At 54.8% G+C, this 18,694-nt stretch carries 14 protein-coding genes, 6 tRNA genes, 3 rRNA genes and 1 pseudogene; 4 read left to right on the top strand and 20 right to left on the bottom strand.

Features of this window, described 5'->3' with window-relative positions:
• Positions 1-8: 8 nt before the first annotated feature.
• The 18 genes and pseudogenes from rplJ to tyrS all read right to left on the bottom strand — a co-directional run bounded on the left by rplJ (position 9) and on the right by tyrS (position 12,767).
• On the bottom strand, positions 9-509 hold the full coding sequence (gene rplJ / locus AB4O23_RS07020; protein ID WP_010174464.1) for a 50S ribosomal protein L10: 501 nt from the start codon (positions 507-509) through the stop codon (positions 9-11).
• 199 nt (positions 510-708) lie between these two features.
• The gene (rplA, locus tag AB4O23_RS07015; protein ID WP_003176434.1) at positions 709-1,404 is read right to left on the bottom strand and encodes a 50S ribosomal protein L1; all 696 of its coding nucleotides are present in this window, start codon (positions 1,402-1,404) and stop codon (positions 709-711) included.
• Positions 1,404-1,835 (bottom strand): 50S ribosomal protein L11, encoded by a 432-nt coding sequence (gene rplK, locus AB4O23_RS07010; protein ID WP_003176435.1) that lies wholly within the window; start codon positions 1,833-1,835, stop codon positions 1,404-1,406. Before rplK ends, rplA begins: the two co-directional genes overlap by 1 nt.
• Positions 1,836-1,951: 116 nt before the next feature.
• The gene (gene nusG / locus AB4O23_RS07005) at positions 1,952-2,485 is read right to left on the bottom strand and encodes a transcription termination/antitermination protein NusG (RefSeq protein WP_003176436.1); all 534 of its coding nucleotides are present in this window, start codon (positions 2,483-2,485) and stop codon (positions 1,952-1,954) included.
• Between the two features lie 9 nt (positions 2,486-2,494).
• On the bottom strand, positions 2,495-2,863 hold the full coding sequence (gene secE / locus AB4O23_RS07000) for a preprotein translocase subunit SecE (RefSeq protein ID WP_016969478.1): 369 nt from the start codon (positions 2,861-2,863) through the stop codon (positions 2,495-2,497).
• Between the two features lie 45 nt (positions 2,864-2,908).
• Positions 2,909-2,984 (bottom strand) — tRNA-Trp (locus AB4O23_RS06995).
• Between the two features lie 158 nt (positions 2,985-3,142).
• Positions 3,143-3,218: transfer RNA gene (locus AB4O23_RS06990), tRNA-Thr, on the bottom strand.
• A gap of 25 nt (positions 3,219-3,243) precedes the next feature.
• A tRNA-Gly gene (locus AB4O23_RS06985) sits at positions 3,244-3,317 on the bottom strand.
• 23 nt (positions 3,318-3,340) lie between these two features.
• A tRNA-Tyr gene (locus tag AB4O23_RS06980) sits at positions 3,341-3,425 on the bottom strand.
• Between the two features lie 142 nt (positions 3,426-3,567).
• On the bottom strand, positions 3,568-4,005 hold the full coding sequence (locus tag AB4O23_RS06975) for a hypothetical protein (RefSeq protein WP_017525954.1): 438 nt from the start codon (positions 4,003-4,005) through the stop codon (positions 3,568-3,570).
• A gap of 7 nt (positions 4,006-4,012) precedes the next feature.
• On the bottom strand, positions 4,013-4,762 hold the full coding sequence (locus AB4O23_RS06970; protein ID WP_017525953.1) for a pantothenate kinase: 750 nt from the start codon (positions 4,760-4,762) through the stop codon (positions 4,013-4,015).
• A pseudogene (birA, locus tag AB4O23_RS06965) lies at positions 4,752-5,712 on the bottom strand (bifunctional biotin--[acetyl-CoA-carboxylase] ligase/biotin operon repressor BirA). Before birA ends, AB4O23_RS06970 begins: the two are co-directional and overlap by 11 nt.
• 158 nt (positions 5,713-5,870) lie before the next feature.
• Positions 5,871-5,986, bottom strand: a 5S ribosomal RNA gene (gene rrf / locus AB4O23_RS06960).
• Positions 5,987-6,143: 157 nt separating this feature from the next.
• Positions 6,144-9,035 (bottom strand): 23S ribosomal RNA (locus AB4O23_RS06955).
• Between the two features lie 234 nt (positions 9,036-9,269).
• Positions 9,270-9,345, bottom strand: a tRNA-Ala gene (locus AB4O23_RS06950).
• 30 nt (positions 9,346-9,375) lie between these two features.
• Positions 9,376-9,452: transfer RNA gene (locus tag AB4O23_RS06945), tRNA-Ile, on the bottom strand.
• Between the two features lie 82 nt (positions 9,453-9,534).
• Positions 9,535-11,071 (bottom strand): 16S ribosomal RNA (locus AB4O23_RS06940).
• The 16S, 23S and 5S rRNA genes sit together here with 2 tRNA genes alongside, the layout of an rRNA operon.
• A gap of 496 nt (positions 11,072-11,567) precedes the next feature.
• On the bottom strand, positions 11,568-12,767 hold the full coding sequence (tyrS, locus tag AB4O23_RS06935; protein ID WP_065879391.1) for a tyrosine--tRNA ligase: 1,200 nt from the start codon (positions 12,765-12,767) through the stop codon (positions 11,568-11,570).
• 208 nt (positions 12,768-12,975) lie between these two features.
• Here tyrS and AB4O23_RS06930 point away from each other — a divergent pair, with 208 nt between their 5' ends.
• Positions 12,976-14,394, top strand: coding sequence for a peptidoglycan DD-metalloendopeptidase family protein (locus AB4O23_RS06930; protein ID WP_065879390.1), 1,419 nt, complete (start codon positions 12,976-12,978; stop codon positions 14,392-14,394).
• Between the two features lie 3 nt (positions 14,395-14,397).
• Positions 14,398-15,489: an anhydro-N-acetylmuramic acid kinase gene (locus AB4O23_RS06925; protein WP_017530834.1), complete on the top strand. Its 1,092-nt coding sequence runs from the start codon at positions 14,398-14,400 to the stop codon at positions 15,487-15,489.
• Between the two features lie 65 nt (positions 15,490-15,554).
• On the opposite strand, the gene erpA is transcribed toward AB4O23_RS06925, so the two are convergent.
• Both erpA and argC read right to left on the bottom strand, forming a co-directional pair.
• Positions 15,555-15,905: an iron-sulfur cluster insertion protein ErpA gene (gene erpA, locus AB4O23_RS06920; protein WP_003176443.1), complete on the bottom strand. Its 351-nt coding sequence runs from the start codon at positions 15,903-15,905 to the stop codon at positions 15,555-15,557.
• Between the two features lie 165 nt (positions 15,906-16,070).
• Positions 16,071-17,105 carry an N-acetyl-gamma-glutamyl-phosphate reductase gene (gene argC / locus AB4O23_RS06915; protein WP_065879389.1) on the bottom strand — a complete coding sequence of 345 codons (1,035 nt, stop codon included), beginning with the start codon at positions 17,103-17,105 and terminating at the stop codon, positions 16,071-16,073.
• A gap of 135 nt (positions 17,106-17,240) precedes the next feature.
• Here argC and hemJ point away from each other — a divergent pair, with 135 nt between their 5' ends.
• Positions 17,241-17,669, top strand: coding sequence for a protoporphyrinogen oxidase HemJ (gene hemJ, locus AB4O23_RS06910; RefSeq protein WP_017530832.1), 429 nt, complete (start codon positions 17,241-17,243; stop codon positions 17,667-17,669).
• Between the two features lie 25 nt (positions 17,670-17,694).
• Complete coding sequence (locus AB4O23_RS06905; protein WP_017530831.1) at positions 17,695-18,657, top strand: NAD(P)H-dependent flavin oxidoreductase; 963 nt, start codon at positions 17,695-17,697, stop codon at positions 18,655-18,657.
• Positions 18,658-18,694: the final 37 nt, after the last annotated feature.

Here is an 18,694-nt window from a genome sequence, read left to right as displayed (position 1 = left end):
GCTCAGCCTTAGGCTGCGGCAGCTTCTTTTTGCTCGCGAACTGCGGCCAGAGTACGAGCCAACTTGCTGGTAGCGCCTTGAATCACGCTCATCAGCTGAGAAATAGCTTCGTTACGGGTCGGCAGTGTTGCCAGTACGTCGATTTGGTTAGCTGCGAGGAACTTGCCCTCGAACGCAGCTGCCTTGATCTCGAACTTATCCTGACTCTTGGCAAATTCCTTGAACAAACGGGCAGCAGCACCTGGATGTTCCTTGGAAAACGCGATCAGAGTCGGGCCAGTGAACACGTCGTTGAGGACACTGTATTCAGTGTCAGCAACAGCGCGCTTGAGCAGGGTGTTACGTACAACACGTACGTATACGCCAGCTTCACGAGCCTCTTTACGGAGTCCGGTCATAGCGCCTACTGTCACACCACGGGCATCAGCCACGACAGCGGACAGAGCAGCTTTGGCAGCCTCGTTGACTTCAGCGACGATGGCCTTCTTGTCTTCGAGATTAATTGCCACGGGTTTAACTCCTGCTTGTTACCGTTTCATCTGGCCGAAGCCGGATGTCGTTTTGGTGTCTGATTCGGTAAGGAACCGGGAGCACCATCTGCGTAGGCTTGTGGTTTAAGACTTTCGTCGCCTACGGTCTTGGATAGCCCCCGCCAGGCAGGGACCCCAATTTTTCCAATCGGCGCAATCGCTTGCGCCAATTTGTGTCTTATACGTCCAGCGAGCCTTGGTCGATGACCAGACCTGGGCCCATAGTGGTGCTCAGGGTAACGCGCTTGACGTAGATACCTTTCGAGGAAGCAGGCTTGATACGCTTCAGATCAGCGATCAGGGCTTCAACGTTTTCCTTCAGCTTGACGGCATCGAAGCCGACTTTGCCAACGGAAGTGTGAATGATGCCGTTTTTGTCGGTGCGATAACGAACCTGACCAGCCTTGGCGTTTTTAACCGCGGTAGCTACGTCTGGCGTTACAGTGCCGACTTTAGGGTTAGGCATCAGGCCACGTGGACCCAGGATCTGACCCAACTGACCTACAACACGCATTGCATCCGGGGAAGCAATAACGACGTCATAGTTCAGGTCGCCGCCTTTCATTTCGGCAGCCAGGTCGTCCATACCCACGCGATCAGCGCCGGCAGCCAGAGCAGCTTCAGCTGCAGGGCCTTGGGTGAAGACAGCAACACGTACAGTCTTACCAGTACCGTGTGGCAGCACAGTAGCGCTACGAACGACCTGGTCGGATTTACGTGGGTCAACACCCAGGTTCACAGCAACGTCAACAGACTCGCTGAACTTGACAGTCGACAGCTCGGTCAGCAGAGCAGCAGCGTCTACAAAGTTGTAGGACTTGCCCGCTTCGATTTTGCCGGCGATAGCCTTTTGGCGCTTGGTCAGCTTAGCCATTACACACCCTCCACGTTAAGGCCCATGCTACGAGCAGAACCGGCGATGGTACGCACGGCTGCATCCATATCAGCTGCAGTCAGATCCGCGTTTTTGGTTTTCGCGATTTCTTCCAGCTGAGCACGAGTCACGGTGCCAACCTTAACGGTGTTAGGACGAGCGGAGCCGCTAGTCAGACCAGCAGCTTTCTTCAACAGAACCGAAGCCGGGGTCGACTTGGTTTCGAAAGTGAAGCTACGGTCGCTGTATACAGTGATGATCACTGGAGTCGGCAGACCTGGCTCAAGCCCCTGAGTACGGGCGTTGAAGGCCTTGCAGAATTCCATGATGTTCACGCCGTGCTGACCCAGAGCTGGACCGACGGGTGGGCTAGGGTTGGCCTGAGCGGCCTTCACTTGCAGCTTGATGTAAGCGGTAATTTTCTTGGCCATGAGGCACTCCAATTACGGGTTCAAGCGCCTCGAAAGGCTCCCCGGTTACTTGCGCGTTTATCCCAGTGACGACAAAACCCCACAGCCTAAGCTGCGGGGTTGGGATGCTTGCTCAGCTAGACCTTTTCGACCTGACTGAACTCCAACTCTACCGGAGTAGAGCGACCGAAAATGAGCACTGCCACTTGGATCCGGCTCTTCTCGTAGTTAACTTCTTCGACAGTACCGTTGAAATCTGCGAACGGACCATCTGTGACACGAACAACCTCACCCGGCTCGAAAAGCGTCTTCGGCTTAGGCTTGTCGCTACCATCAGCAACACGACGCAGAATTGCTTCCGCCTCTTTGTCGGTGATAGGAGCAGGCTTATCGGCAGTACCACCGATGAAGCCCATGACACGAGGGGTATCCTTGACCAAGTGCCAAGTACCTTCGTTCATGTCCATCTGTACCAACACATAGCCAGGGAAGAACTTGCGCTCACTCTTGCGCTTCTGGCCATTCCGCATTTCAACCACTTCTTCAGTGGGAACCAGAATTTCGCCGAAGCCATCTTCCATGCCTGCCAGCTTTACGCGCTCTAGCAACGAGCGCATGACATGCTTCTCGTAACCCGAGTAAGCATGCACAACGTACCAACGCTTAGCCACGGGACACCCTTAGCCAACAATCAAGGAAACAAGCCAGCCGAGCAGGGAATCAAGCCCCCACAACAGCAACGCCATAACCAGAACAACAGCCACAACGATCAACGTGGTCTGCGTGGTTTCTTGGCGAGTCGGCCAAACGACTTTACGGATCTCGGTGCGAGCTTCCTTCACCAGGACCGCGAAAGACTTCCCCTTAGCAGTCTGCAGGCCCACAAAGGCAGCCACAGCAGCAAGAGCAAGCAAAGCGAGCACACGGTACAGGATCGGCGAAGCAGAATAGTACTGATTGCCAACAACGCCTACGACCACCAAGACAACTACAGCGAGCCACTTGACCAGATCGAAACGAGAGCTTTGAGCTTCAGCCTTAGGAGTCATCTATGAAGATCCTGTGAAAAGAAAGCCAGACACACCACGTGAATCTGGCAGGTCAGGAGGGAATCGAACCCCCAACCTACGGTTTTGGAGACCGTCGCTCTGCCAATTGAGCTACTGACCTAAAACAAAATCAGGCCGACCATTATGCAGACCTGAAAAAGACTTTACAACAACCGCCACCAACACACTTGAAATCACCCAAGAACACTGGGTGCGACACCATCAAGCCGGTACAGCTGTTAAAACAAAGGCAGATATTTTCATATCTGCCTTGTCATATGGAGCTCTTGAGCGGATTTGAACCGCTGACCTCACCCTTACCAAGGGTGTGCTCTACCAACTGAGCTACAAGAGCAAAACACTTGCACAACCTGCAAACTTGGAGCGGGTAGCGGGAATCGAACCCGCATCATCAGCTTGGAAGGCTGAGGTTCTACCACTAAACTATACCCGCGGAGCTTGCAGCTCACGCTAAAATGGTGGAGGGGGAAGGATTCGAACCTTCGAAGTCGTAGACGTCAGATTTACAGTCTGATCCCTTTGGCCGCTCGGGAACCCCTCCTAAGCGAGCCGGCATTTTACATCACGCCGACCTTCTGTCAAGCATTTTCTCATTTAAATTATGAGGTTAGCTGCATTGACACTCGCCTCACCATGCAGACCTTAAAGGTCTTCACTGCGAAGCGGGCGCCATTCTATGCAAACTAATCGGCAGTTGCAATGCCTTCGCACAGCATTATTTTATGTTTTAACTCATTGAATTCCTTGGCAAGGTTTTCAAAGGACAGATCGTCGGCCAAGCGCCTGCTTTCAGGAGCCACTCGAAGCCAGTACCCAGAAACGTCAGGCGCACTCAAGAACTGGACCTTGACCTTTATATCCAGGCTAGTGAGACGCTGTTCGACAGTTTGCGCCTGACGCTGATCGGCGAATCCACCAATGTACAGGCACGTATCGGACGCTTTCGCCCGATCCCGCCGAGTCATCGCCTCAGAAGACTCACTTAGCAGGCGAATATCCTGCTGGGAACCTCGATAAAGGCTCAGGGGGGTTACGTCCTTGGCGCGCAATGGCGCCTCCTGCTGATGCCATATGTAGTAGAAAACGTTGAGAATCAGTAGAAGCAAGAACAGCCAACGCATAAACACCTCAAGACAAAGGACACGCCATTGCCAGACCAACAAATACCAGATCAGGAACGAGCCGCGCCTGCGGAACGGCATCGGAGACCAGGTCAGCGTCTCCACCGGTCAGAAACACCATGAAGTCATCCCCCCAGTAACTCCTGGCAAGCTCGACTTGGGTTAGCACAAACCCTCTCAGCATTAGCATACAGCCTCGCTCAACCGCCTCGGCAGTTGTGCGCCCCGGCAACACTCGCTCAAGAGCCCGCCCAGCCGCAGCGTCGTCGTAGCGTATCTTGCGGGTATGCGTTCGCAACTGGTTGCGCATAAGAGGCATACCAGGGCAAATAAAGCCCCCCAAATGCTCGCCGTCCGCAGTAACGAAATCCGCGGTCGCCGCAGTACCGAAATCCAGCACCAGACAAGCACCTGATGCCAATTTGTACCCGCCAAGGATCGCCAACCAGCGATCAAGACCAAGCCGCTCGAAATCCTCATAACCATTTCGCACGCCCGCCATTTCAACTGCAGACGTTGCGCAGCAAACGGTGACATCAAAAGCCTCGACCAAAGCCTCGATCAGCTTGTTGGTCTCTTCCAGAGCACGAACGCTCACCAACCGGCACCGCGTCAGTAATAAGGCCGGGGCGGCCAGAAGACTCTCGATCAAAGCGATATTCGAACCGACAACACCTTCAGCGACGACACTTACACTGCCCGCCTCCAGTACACGCCACTTGATAAAGCTATTCCCACAGTCGAGCTCAAGAATCATCACGCAACCTCAGGCTTAACTCCCCACCGCTGTACGTTTTCTCAACGCCATTAACACTTAGGCGCAACGCACCTTGATGATCAACACCGAGCACCACGCCATCCACACGGTTAACACCTGCTATGAGCGACACCGACCGGCCCTGCCAGCCATGATTTTGCTCCCACTCCTCCTGGAGGGCGGAAAAACCAGCTGCCTTGTGTCGATCAAGATAGCTCTGGAGCTGCAGAGCCGACCCGCCCTACCAGAGAGTTACGATTGGCAGCAGAACCCGTTTCAAGCCGCACAGAAGTCCATTGCTGATCAACCTCATCAGCCTTTTGCATATTCACATTAATTCCGATACCGAGGACAACGTGGCAGATGTCAGCAGGATCCCCCACCAACTCCAGCAATATCCCGGCAATTTTCTTCTGCCCTACCAACACGTCGTTCGGCCATTTCAGAACCGCCCCCTGCACGCCCGACTCACGCAGGGCTTGAATCACCGCCAAACCTACAACAAGACTTAGCCCCTCCAATTGGCGAAGGCCATCCTCAATGCGCAGTGCAAGGCTGTAATAGATATTTTGGGCGAATGGACTGATCCATTTTCTGCCGCGCCTCCCCCTCCCGGCCATTTGCTGCTCGGCTAGCACCAAGAAGGGTGTTGCGTGCGAGGTGCTTACTAGGCGCAACGCCTCTGCATTAGTGGAATCAATGGAATCGTAAATATGAATAGGCCAAGCTAACGACGGGGCACTTAGCGCTATTTCTTGCGCACTCAGAAATACCAGCGGCGATGCCAACTGATACCCCTTACCACGCACCTTATGAATAGGTAGATTCAATTCGACCTCAAGAAGCTGGAGCTGCTTCCACACAGCACTGCGGCTAACGCCCAAGGCCGCACCCAGCGCCTCACCGGAGTGGAATCGGCCATCTTTCAGAAGTTCTAACAGCGTAAGCATGCAAGTATCGCCTCACAATGAGGCACGCATGATAGCCATGCGAGCAGGCATTGCATAGAAAGGCCGCACATCGCCAAGCCGCGATGAGCCTCTTCGCACTTTTCGAGCGCCCAAAACAAAACCCCATCTGCTTTCGCAAATGGGGTTTTGGAATTTAATCTTGACGATGACCTACTCTCACATGGGGAAACCCCACACTACCATCGGCGATGCATCGTTTCACTGCTGAGTTCGGGATGGGATCAGGTGGTTCCAATGCTCTATGGTCGTCAAGAAATTCGGGTACTGACTCGTGACCAGATGGCCTCGCTTCAGCAAATTGGGTATGTGACAGCAGTCGGTGTTTTGTGAGTTACAAACTTTCGGTTCGTTTCGTCTTCACACACCGCAATCTGATGCTCTTTCGAGTAGTCAAATTGCTTGGGTGTTATATGGTCAAGCCTCACGGGCAATTAGTATTGGTTAGCTCAACGCCTCACAGCGCTTACACACCCAACCTATCAACGTCGTAGTCTTCGACGGCCCTTCAGGGAACTCAAGGTTCCAGTGAGATCTCATCTTGAGGCTAGTTTCCCGCTTAGATGCTTTCAGCGGTTATCTATTCCGAACATAGCTACCCGGCAATGCCACTGGCGTGACAACCGGAACACCAGAGGTTCGTCCACTCCGGTCCTCTCGTACTAGGAGCAGCCCCTCTCAAATCTCAAACGTCCACGGCAGATAGGGACCGAACTGTCTCACGACGTTCTAAACCCAGCTCGCGTACCACTTTAAATGGCGAACAGCCATACCCTTGGGACCGGCTTCAGCCCCAGGATGTGATGAGCCGACATCGAGGTGCCAAACACCGCCGTCGATATGAACTCTTGGGCGGTATCAGCCTGTTATCCCCGGAGTACCTTTTATCCGTTGAGCGATGGCCCTTCCATACAGAACCACCGGATCACTAAGACCTACTTTCGTACCTGCTCGACGTGTCTGTCTCGCAGTCAAGCGCGCTTTTGCCTTTATACTCTACGACCGATTTCCGACCGGTCTGAGCGCACCTTCGTACTCCTCCGTTACTCTTTAGGAGGAGACCGCCCCAGTCAAACTACCCACCATACACTGTCCTCGATCCGGATAACGGACCTGAGTTAGAACCTCAAAGTTGCCAGGGTGGTATTTCAAGGTTGGCTCCACGCAGACTGGCGTCCACGCTTCAAAGCCTCCCACCTATCCTACACAAGCAAATTCAAAGTCCAGTGCAAAGCTATAGTAAAGGTTCACGGGGTCTTTCCGTCTAGCCGCGGATACACTGCATCTTCACAGCGATTTCAATTTCACTGAGTCTCGGGTGGAGACAGCGCCGCCATCGTTACGCCATTCGTGCAGGTCGGAACTTACCCGACAAGGAATTTCGCTACCTTAGGACCGTTATAGTTACGGCCGCCGTTTACCGGGGCTTCGATCAAGAGCTTCGCGTTAGCTAACCCCATCAATTAACCTTCCGGCACCGGGCAGGCGTCACACCCTATACGTCCACTTTCGTGTTTGCAGAGTGCTGTGTTTTTAATAAACAGTCGCAGCGGCCTGGTATCTTCGACCGGCATGGGCTTACGGAGCAAGTCCTTCACCCTCACCGGCGCACCTTCTCCCGAAGTTACGGTGCCATTTTGCCTAGTTCCTTCACCCGAGTTCTCTCAAGCGCCTTGGTATTCTCTACCCAACCACCTGTGTCGGTTTGGGGTACGGTTCCTGGTTACCTGAAGCTTAGAAGCTTTTCTTGGAAGCATGGCATCAACCACTTCGCTAACTAAAAGTTAGCTCGTCATCAGCTCTCGGCCTTAGAATCCCGGATTTACCTAAGATTCCAGCCTACCACCTTAAACTTGGACAACCAACGCCAAGCTGGCCTAGCCTTCTCCGTCCCTCCATCGCAATAACCAGAAGTACAGGAATATTAACCTGTTTTCCATCGACTACGCTTTTCAGCCTCGCCTTAGGGACCGACTAACCCTGCGTCGATTAACGTTGCGCAGGAAACCTTGGTCTTTCGGCGTGGGTGTTTTTCACACCCATTGTCGTTACTCATGTCAGCATTCGCACTTCTGATACCTCCAGCAAGCTTCTCAACTCACCTTCACAGGCTTACAGAACGCTCCTCTACCGCATCACTTACGTGATACCCGTAGCTTCGGTGTATGGTTTGAGCCCCGTTACATCTTCCGCGCAGGCCGACTCGACTAGTGAGCTATTACGCTTTCTTTAAAGGGTGGCTGCTTCTAAGCCAACCTCCTAGCTGTCTAAGCCTTCCCACATCGTTTCCCACTTAACCATAACTTTGGGACCTTAGCTGACGGTCTGGGTTGTTTCCCTTTTCACGACGGACGTTAGCACCCGCCGTGTGTCTCCCATGCTCGGCACTTGTAGGTATTCGGAGTTTGCATCGGTTTGGTAAGTCGGGATGACCCCCTAGCCGAAACAGTGCTCTACCCCCTACAGTGATACATGAGGCGCTACCTAAATAGCTTTCGAGGAGAACCAGCTATCTCCGAGCTTGATTAGCCTTTCACTCCGATCCACAGGTCATCCGCTAACTTTTCAACGGTAGTCGGTTCGGTCCTCCAGTTAGTGTTACCCAACCTTCAACCTGCCCATGGATAGATCGCCCGGTTTCGGGTCTATTCCCAGCGACTAGACGCCCTATTAAGACTCGCTTTCGCTACGCCTCCCCTATTCGGTTAAGCTCGCCACTGAAAATAAGTCGCTGACCCATTATACAAAAGGTACGCAGTCACCCAACAAAGTGGGCTCCCACTGCTTGTACGCATACGGTTTCAGGATCTATTTCACTCCCCTCTCCGGGGTTCTTTTCGCCTTTCCCTCACGGTACTAGTTCACTATCGGTCAGTCAGTAGTATTTAGCCTTGGAGGATGGTCCCCCCATATTCAGACAAAGTTTCTCGTGCTCCGTCCTACTCGATTTCATGACTAAGAGATTTTCGCGTACAGGGCTATCACCCACTATGGCCGCACTTTCCAGAGCGTTCCGCTAATCTCAAAGCCACTTAAGGGCTAGTCCCCGTTCGCTCGCCACTACTAAGGGAATCTCGGTTGATTTCTTTTCCTCAGGGTACTTAGATGTTTCAGTTCCCCTGGTTCGCCTCTTGCACCTATGTATTCAGTACAAGATAACCATCTTATGATGGCTGGGTTCCCCCATTCAGACATCTCCGGATCAAAGTCTGTTTGCCGACTCCCCGAAGCTTTTCGCAGGCTACCACGTCTTTCATCGCCTCTGACTGCCAAGGCATCCACCGTATGCGCTTCTTCACTTGACCATATAACCCCAAGCAATCTGGTTATACTGTGAAGACGACATTCGCCGAAAATCTGTAATCACTCACAAATTTTACCTTAGCCTGATCCGTTACCAGTGAAAGTAACGTTCAGTCTATCTTTCTATCACATACCCAAATTTTTAAAGAACGATCTAATCAAAGACTAGAAATCAACATTCACCATCGCTAGGATGGAATGCTCATTTCTAAGCTTTCATACGTCAGAAGCAGTAGTGGTGGAGCCAAACGGGATCGAACCGTTGACCTCCTGCGTGCAAGGCAGGCGCTCTCCCAGCTGAGCTATGGCCCCATATTTCTACAGGCGTTTCCCACACAAAATTGGTGGGTCTGGGCAGATTCGAACTGCCGACCTCACCCTTATCAGGGGTGCGCTCTAACCAACTGAGCTACAGACCCAATTTCGGGCTGCTTCTTATCGTCTTCTTCAATGAATCAAGCAATTCGTGTGGGAACTTATGGAGCAGCTGATGTCGTCGATTAAGGAGGTGATCCAGCCGCAGGTTCCCCTACGGCTACCTTGTTACGACTTCACCCCAGTCATGAATCACACCGTGGTAACCGTCCTCCCGAAGGTTAGACTAGCTACTTCTGGTGCAACCCACTCCCATGGTGTGACGGGCGGTGTGTACAAGGCCCGGGAACGTATTCACCGCGACATTCTGATTCGCGATTACTAGCGATTCCGACTTCACGCAGTCGAGTTGCAGACTGCGATCCGGACTACGATCGGTTTTATGGGATTAGCTCCACCTCGCGGCTTGGCAACCCTCTGTACCGACCATTGTAGCACGTGTGTAGCCCAGGCCGTAAGGGCCATGATGACTTGACGTCATCCCCACCTTCCTCCGGTTTGTCACCGGCAGTCTCCTTAGAGTGCCCACCATGACGTGCTGGTAACTAAGGACAAGGGTTGCGCTCGTTACGGGACTTAACCCAACATCTCACGACACGAGCTGACGACAGCCATGCAGCACCTGTCTCAATGTTCCCGAAGGCACCAATCTATCTCTAGAAAGTTCATTGGATGTCAAGGCCTGGTAAGGTTCTTCGCGTTGCTTCGAATTAAACCACATGCTCCACCGCTTGTGCGGGCCCCCGTCAATTCATTTGAGTTTTAACCTTGCGGCCGTACTCCCCAGGCGGTCAACTTAATGCGTTAGCTGCGCCACTAAGAGCTCAAGGCTCCCAACGGCTAGTTGACATCGTTTACGGCGTGGACTACCAGGGTATCTAATCCTGTTTGCTCCCCACGCTTTCGCACCTCAGTGTCAGTATCAGTCCAGGTGGTCGCCTTCGCCACTGGTGTTCCTTCCTATATCTACGCATTTCACCGCTACACAGGAAATTCCACCACCCTCTACCATACTCTAGTCAGTCAGTTTTGAATGCAGTTCCCAGGTTGAGCCCGGGGATTTCACATCCAACTTAACAAACCACCTACGCGCGCTTTACGCCCAGTAATTCCGATTAACGCTTGCACCCTCTGTATTACCGCGGCTGCTGGCACAGAGTTAGCCGGTGCTTATTCTGTCGGTAACGTCAAAACAATCACGTATTAGGTAACTGCCCTTCCTCCCAACTTAAAGTGCTTTACAATCCGAAGACCTTCTTCACACACGCGGCATGGCTGGATCAGGCTTTCGCCCATTGTCCAATATTCCCCACTGCTGCCTCCCGTAGGAGTCTGGACCGTGTCTCAGTTCCAGTGTGACTGATCATCCTCTCAGACCAGTTACGGATCGTCGCCTTGGTGAGCCATTACCTCACCAACTAGCTAATCCGACCTAGGCTCATCTGATAGCGCAAGGCCCGAAGGTCCCCTGCTTTCTCCCGTAGGACGTATGCGGTATTAGCGTCCGTTTCCGAACGTTATCCCCCACTACCAGGCAGATTCCTAGGCATTACTCACCCGTCCGCCGCTCTCAAGAGAAGCAAGCTTCTCTCTACCGCTCGACTTGCATGTGTTAGGCCTGCCGCCAGCGTTCAATCTGAGCCATGATCAAACTCTTCAGTTCAAACATCTTTGGGTTTTTAAGAAACCCTAAACTTGGCTCAGCAATCGTTGGTTACATCTTTGATTTCTCGCGGAGTAACTTGTGATGCTGATAATCTTGTTGACTATCAGTCTGACTCCACAAGCACCCACACGAATTGCTTGATTCAGTTGTTAAAGAGCGGTTGGTTAAGAGCTTTCGTCTCAACCGAGGCGCGCATTCTACAGCAGCCTCATTTGCTGTCAAGCGGTTATTTTCAGAAGCTTTCGAAGATTTCCTCAACAACTTCAACCACTTGCGCTTCCGATCTCTCGTCAGCGGGAGGCGAATTCTACAGCGTTACACGCTGCTGTCAACACCTCTTTTTCAACTTCCTTTTGGCTTCGATGAACTGAAGCAACTTGCTGCCGAAAACTGCGTAACTCATTGTTTACCAAGGAGTTTTCCGTTTCGACTGCGCCGGAAGTGGGGCGAATTATAGACAGATATAATTCGCCGTCAACCTCTAATTCAGGACTTATTCGGATTTGAGCGTAATACGCGCAAATGCCTTCTTCCCAGCCTGGCAAACGTGGGTGGCGCCAAGCTCGTATATAAAGGTGCGATCGACCACCTCGCCATCTATACGTACACCACCGGAACCCAACAGATCACGCGCCACGGCAGAGTTCTTCACCAAACCTGCCTTATTAAGGACAGCAGCAATCGGCATTGCCTCGACAGCCGACAGCTCAATCTCTGGCAGATCATCCGGCAACTCCCCATCCTTCATGCGATTGCCCGCCGCGCGATGAGCATTGGCTGCAGCCTCTTCACCGTGGAAGCGCGCAACAATCTCTTCGGCCAGCTTGATTTTCACATCACGCGGATTGGCGCCAGCCTCAACATCAGCACGCAGCGCGTTGATCTCTTCCATCGAACGGAAGCTAAGCAACTCGAAGTAACGCCACATCAGCGCGTCGGGAATGGAGACCAGCTTGCCGTACATCACACCCGGCGCCTCCTGAATCCCCACATAGTTACCCAAAGACTTGGACATCTTCTTGACGCCATCCAACCCTTCCAGTAACGGCATGGTCAGGATGCACTGAGCTTCCTGACCATATGCACGCTGCAATTCTCGCCCCATCAGCAGGTTGAACTTCTGATCGGTACCGCCAAGCTCTACGTCGGCACACAACGCCACAGAGTCATACCCTTGAACCAGCGGGTAGAGGAACTCGTGAATCGCGATTGGCTGATTGGTGGAGTAGCGCTTGTCGAAGTCGTCACGCTCCAGCATCCGCGCAACAGTGTACAGAGAGGTCAGGCGAATGAAGTCCGCCGGCCCCATTTGATCCATCCAAGTGGAGTTGAACGCAACTTCGGTCCTGGCCGGATCGAGAATTTTGAACACCTGAGTCTTGTAGGTCTCGGCATTATCGAGCACCTGCTCACGGGTCAGCGGCGGACGCGTGGCACTCTTGCCACTCGGATCTCCGATCATTCCCGTGAAGTCACCAATCAGAAAGATGACTTGATGCCCCAGTTCCTGGAACTGACGCAGCTTATTAATAAGCACGGTATGGCCCAGGTGCAGATCCGGCGCCGTCGGATCAAAGCCAGCCTTGATACGCAGGGGCTGGCCACGCTTGAGCTTTTCAATCAGCTCGGCCTCGACCAACAGTTCTTCCGCACCACGTTTTATCAGCGCTAGCTGCTCTTCAACCGACTTCATAACAGACCCGCAAGGCTCAGATTCAAAAGGGAACCAACCATACAAGATCAGGGACTAATTACAAGTTTTGCCCTGCGTACGGACACCGTTCAGCAAGCCCAGCGTTCGCGAGCTTGCGCCACAGATGATTTGGTTATATTTTATACAGTTATTTCATCTTCATCATGTCATTCATCTTTTCCATTTCATCTTCAAAGTCAAATTACCTATGACCACTGAACCGTCTAAAGCGCCGCCGCTTTACCCGAAGACCCACCTGCTCGCCGCAAGTGGTATCGCCGCCCTTCTCAGCCTGGCACTCCTGGTATTCCCTTCCAGTGACGTAGAAGCCAAACGAACATCCCTGAGCCTTGACTTGGAGAGTCCAGTTGAACAACTGACACAAGATCAAGACGCCTCCGACGCACAACAAGCCACAAATACCCCAGCCGAATCGCCGTTCGCCCAGATAGAAAGCACGCCTGAAGACACGCAGCAAGCCGTGCAGGATCAACCAAAGCCCGCAGCAGATGCCGCCAAAAACGCCCAACACCGCGAAGTGATCGTGGCGAAAGGCGATACGCTTTCTACCCTGTTCGAGAAGGTAGGCCTCCCCTCTGCCACCGTTAGTGAAGTGCTGGCCAGCGACAAGCAAGCCAAGCAGTTCAGCCAGCTCAAACGCGGCCAGAAACTTGAGTTCGAACTGACGCCGGACGGCCAGCTGACCAACCTGCACAGCAGTGTCAACGACCTCGAAAGCATCTCCCTGACCAAGGGCGCCAAAGGTTTTGCCTTCAACCGCATCACCACTAAACCCGTCATGCGCTCTGCGTACGTCCATGGCGTAATCAATAGTTCGCTGTCGCAATCCGCCGCGCGCGCAGGCTTGTCCCATAGCATGACCATGGACATGGCCAGCGTGTTTGGCTACGACATCGACTTCGCCCAGGACATCCGCCAGGGTGATGAATTCGACGTAATCTACGAGCAGAAAGTCGCCAACGGAAAAGTCGTCGGCACCGGCAACATTCTTTCCGCACGCTTCACCAACCGCGGCAAGACCTACACAGCCGTGCGCTACACCAACAAGCAAGGCAACAGCAGCTATTACACGGCTGATGGCAATAGCATGCGCAAGGCCTTCATCCGTACCCCGGTGGATTTCGCTCGTATCAGCTCGCGTTTCTCCATGGGTCGCAAGCATCCAATTCTGAACAAAATCCGCGCCCACAAAGGCGTCGACTATGCCGCCCCGCGCGGCACGCCTATCAAGGCTGCCGGTGACGGCAAGGTGCTACTGGCCGGGCGTCGTGGCGGTTACGGCAATACCGTAATCATCCAACATGGCAACACCTACCGTACGCTGTATGGCCATATGCAAGGCTTCGCCAAAGGCGTGAAGACCGGTGGCAACGTGAAACAGGGCCAAGTGATTGGCTATATCGGCACCACCGGCCTGTCCACTGGCCCGCACTTGCACTATGAGTTCCAGGTCAATGGCGTGCACGTCGACCCGCTGGGCCAGAAGCTGCCGATGGCCGACCCGATCGCCAAGGCCGAGCGTGCGCGCTTCATGCAACAGAGCCAGCCACTGATGGCGCGCATGGACCAGGAGCGCTCCACCCTGTTGGCCTCGGCGAAGCGCTAAGCCATGCCGCTCTATATAGGTGTGATGTCCGGGACCAGCCTCGATGGCCTGGATATCGCCCTGATCGAACAAGACTCGGCGATCAAGCTGATCGCCACTCACTACACGCCAATGCCCGATACCCTGCGCGCCGAGCTGCTGAGCTTGTGCGCCAGCGGCCCGGATGAGATCGCCCGCTCGGCGATTGCCCAGCAACGATGGGTACGTCTCGCCGCCGATGGCATCAACGCGCTGCTCATTCAGCAAAAACTCAAGCCCCAGGCCATTCGCGCAATCGGCAGCCATGGCCAGACCATCCGCCACGAGCCAGCTCGGGGCTTTACCGTACAGATCGGCAACCCGGCGTTGCTCACCGAGCTGACGGGTATCACCGTGGTCAGCGATTTCCGCAGCCGCGATGTGGCCGCCGGCGGCCAGGGCGCACCGCTGGTGCCTGCGTTTCATGAAGCACTGTTTGGCGAGAGCACCGGCAACCGGGCGGTATTGAATGTCGGCGGTTTCAGCAACCTCAGCCTGATCGAGACCGATACACCCGTAGCGGGCTTCGACTGCGGCCCAGGCAATGTCCTGCTCGATGCCTGGATACATCGCCAACGTGGCGAGCACTTCGACCGCGACGGTCAATGGGCAGGCAGCGGCAAGGTCGAACCCCAGTTGCTCAGCACGCTGCTCAGCGATCCATTCTTCCTGACCAAAGGCCCGAAAAGCACCGGTCGTGAAGTGTTCAACCTACATTGGCTGCAACAGCACCTTGGCCAGTTGCCGGCGTTTCAACCCGAGAACGTCCAGGCGACGCTGCTGGAGCTCACCGCCCAGACCATCGTCGAGTCCCTGAAAACGGCGCAATCCGAGACCCAAACCCTGCTGGTCTGTGGCGGCGGCGCCCATAACACGACCTTGATGAACCGCCTGGCGGCCCTGCTGCCCTCTACCCAGGTGAGCAGCACTGCCGCCTACGGTGTAGACCCGGACTGGGTCGAAGCCATGGCCTTCGCCTGGCTGGCTCATTGCTGCCTGGAAGGCATAGCCGCCAATCGCCCCAGCGTCACCGGCGCGCGCGGGTTACGAGTACTGGGCGCAATTTACCCAGCCTGAGCTACAGACAGCAAAACGCCGCTTGGCCTTTAAAAGCCAAGCGGCGTTTTTGTTTGCAGCATCGATCAGATCGAGAACGAAGACCCGCAACCACAGGTGGTGGTGGCGTTAGGGTTCTTGATCACAAAACGCGAACCTTCCAGACCTTCCTGATAATCCACCTCGGCACCCGCCAGGTACTGGAAGCTCATCGGGTCTACAACCAGGCTCACGCCCTCGCGTTCAACGATAGTGTCGTCATCGGCCACATCTTCATCGAAGGTAAAACCGTACTGAAACCCTGAACAACCGCCGCCCGTAACGAATACGCGCAGCTTCAAGCGATCATTACCCTCTTCATCGACCAGGCTCTTCACCTTGTGCGCAGCACCGTGGGTGAATTGCAAAGCCGTGGGGGTGAAGGATTCAACGCTCATGCTGATAATCTCCCGGCGTAGCGCCGCCATATGCGTAATGGCGGGCATTATCCGCTTCTCCTAGAAAAGCGGTCAACTATTGTTACGGTATATCAATCCGCTTCGCCGCTATTAAAAACACAAAAGGCCCGATTAACGGGCCTTTTGCACCATCCGCCAAGCGACTTAAGGCAACATGCCAGCGTGGGACAACCCAAGCTTTTCATCCAGGCCGAACAGGATGTTCATGTTCTGCACTGCCTGGCCCGACGCGCCCTTGACCAGGTTATCGATCACCGACAGCACCACCACCAGGTCACCGTCCTGCGGGCGATGCACGGCAATCCGACATACATTGGCGCCACGCACGCTGCGGGTCTCCGGGTGGCTGCCGGCCGGCATGACGTCGACGAACGGCTCGTCGGCATAACGCTTTTCAAACAGCGCCTGCAAGTCGACCGAGCGATCGGTGACCGTCGCGTACAACGTGGAATGAATGCCACGAATCATCGGTGTCAGGTGCGGCACAAAGGTCAGCCCCACCTCCTTGCCCGCAGCACGGCGCAGGCCCTGGCGAATCTCCGGCAGATGGCGATGCCCCTTTACCGCATAGGCCTTCATGCTTTCTGACGTCTCGGAATACAGCGACCCCACCGCCGCGCCCCGGCCTGCACCGCTGACACCCGACTTGCAGTCTGCGATCAGCCGCGAAGTATCCGCCAGCCCCGCTTCGAGCAATGGCAGGAAACCCAATTGTGTCGCCGTCGGATAGCAACCCGGCACCGCGATCAGGCGTGCCTGCTTGATCTGCTCACGATTGACTTCCGGCAAGCCGTACACGGCCTCTTCCAACAGCTGCGGCGCACCGTGCGGCTGGTTGTACCACTTGGCCCATTCATCGGCGTCCTGCAGACGGAAGTCCGCCGACAGGTCGATCACCTTGGTGCCGGCAGCCAGCAACTCACCGGCCAGCGCATGGGCAACGCCGTGGGGCGTGGCAAAGAACACCACGTCACAGGCGCCAAGCGTCTTGATGTCCGGCACGCTGAACGCCAGGCCATCGTAGTGACCTCGCAGGTTCGGGTACATATCGGCCACTGCCAGGCCGGCCTCGGATCGGGAGGTAATAACCACCACCTCAGCTTGCGGATGCTGAGCCAACAGACGCAGCAATTCGACACCGGTATAACCCGTGCCGCCGACGATACCGACCTTGACCATAAACCTGCCCTCAACGAACCACTGGAAAGCCGTCGATAATAGGGGCCACATCGTTTTGCGACAACCGCCAACGTGACGTACGGATGCATGAGCCACTACTATCTTCAGTTACCGTGAACCTGGGAATAACTAAACATGCTCTATCTATGGGTCAAAGCCTTCCATATCGTCAGCATCGTCTGCTGGTTTGCCGGGCTGTTCTACCTGCCACGCCTGTTCGTCTACCACGCCCAAAGCGAAGACACCGTCAGCAAGGAGCGCTTCAGTGTCATGGAGCGCAAGTTGTACCGCGGCATCATGGGCCCGGCGATGCTTGCCAGCCTGGTGTTCGGCATTTGGCTGATCGCCCTCAACCCGGGCATCTTCAGCATGGGCGGCTGGATTCACGCCAAGCTGACCCTGGTAGTGCTGCTGATCGGTTATCACCATATGTGCGGCGCACAGGTAAAACGCTTCGCCCGTGGCGAAAACACCCGCAGCCATGTCTTTTATCGCTGGTTCAATGAAGTGCCGGTTCTGATATTGCTGGCTATCGTAATTTTGGTCGTGGTCAAACCGTTCTAATTTCAATTACCTGGGGTACCTCCATATGTCGCTGCCCGCTCTGCTTGAACAACGACTGCGCCTGCCGGTAGTGGCCGCGCCGATGTTCCTGATTTCCAACCCACAACTGGTCCTGGCCTGCTGCCGCAATGGTGTGGTCGGAAGTTTCCCGGCCCTCAACCAACGCGAAAGCAGTGGTTTCAAGGCCTGGCTGGAAGAAATCGAAGCGGGCCTGGCGCAGTTGGACAACCCCGCGCCTTACGCCGTGAACCTGATCGTGCACAACAGCAACCCACGGCTGGAGGCGGACCTGGCGATCTGCGTCGAGCATAAAGTGCCGATCATCATCACCAGCCTGGGCGCAGTAAAAGAACTGGTGGATGCGGTGCACAGCTATGGCGGCCTGGTATTTCACGATGTCACCACGCGGCGCCACGCCGAAAAGGCCGCTGAAGCGGGTGTCGATGGCCTGATCGCTGTCGCGGCGGGCGCCGGTGGGCATGCGGGTACCTGGAGTCCATTCTCACTGATTGCCGAGATTCGCCAGTTCTTCGATAAAACCCTGCTGCTGGCTGGCTGCCTCAACCATGGCCATGAGATCCTCGCCGCGCAGTTGTTGGGGGCGGACCTGGCATATTTCGGCACACGCTTTATCGGCACGACTGAAAGCCACGCCCCAGATGCGTATAAAGAGATGCTGCTCACAGCGCGCGCCGCCGACATCGTGCACACTCCCGCAGTCTCCGGCGTGCCCGCAAGCTTTATGCGCCAGAGCCTGGAAAATGCCGGTTTTGATCTCGCCTCTCTGCAAGGCAAAGGCGAAGTCAACTTCGGCTCCAAGCTCAAGCCGCTGAGCGACGAAGCCAAGGCCTGGAAGACCGTATGGTCGGCCGGCCAGGGCGTCGGTGAGATTAATGATTTGCCCAGCGTCGATGAACTCGTCGCCCGCCTGGATGCCGAATACCGCAAGGCACGCGAGCAGGCGGTACAGTTGCGCTGGCCACGCTGAACCCATCGCATGGTCTGTCTATTGAACAGACCTGCAT

The organism is Pseudomonas sp. H2_A10 (assembly GCF_054680085.1).
The sequence above is the reverse complement of the archived record's forward strand: the minus strand, read 5'-3'. Positions and strand labels throughout refer to the sequence as shown.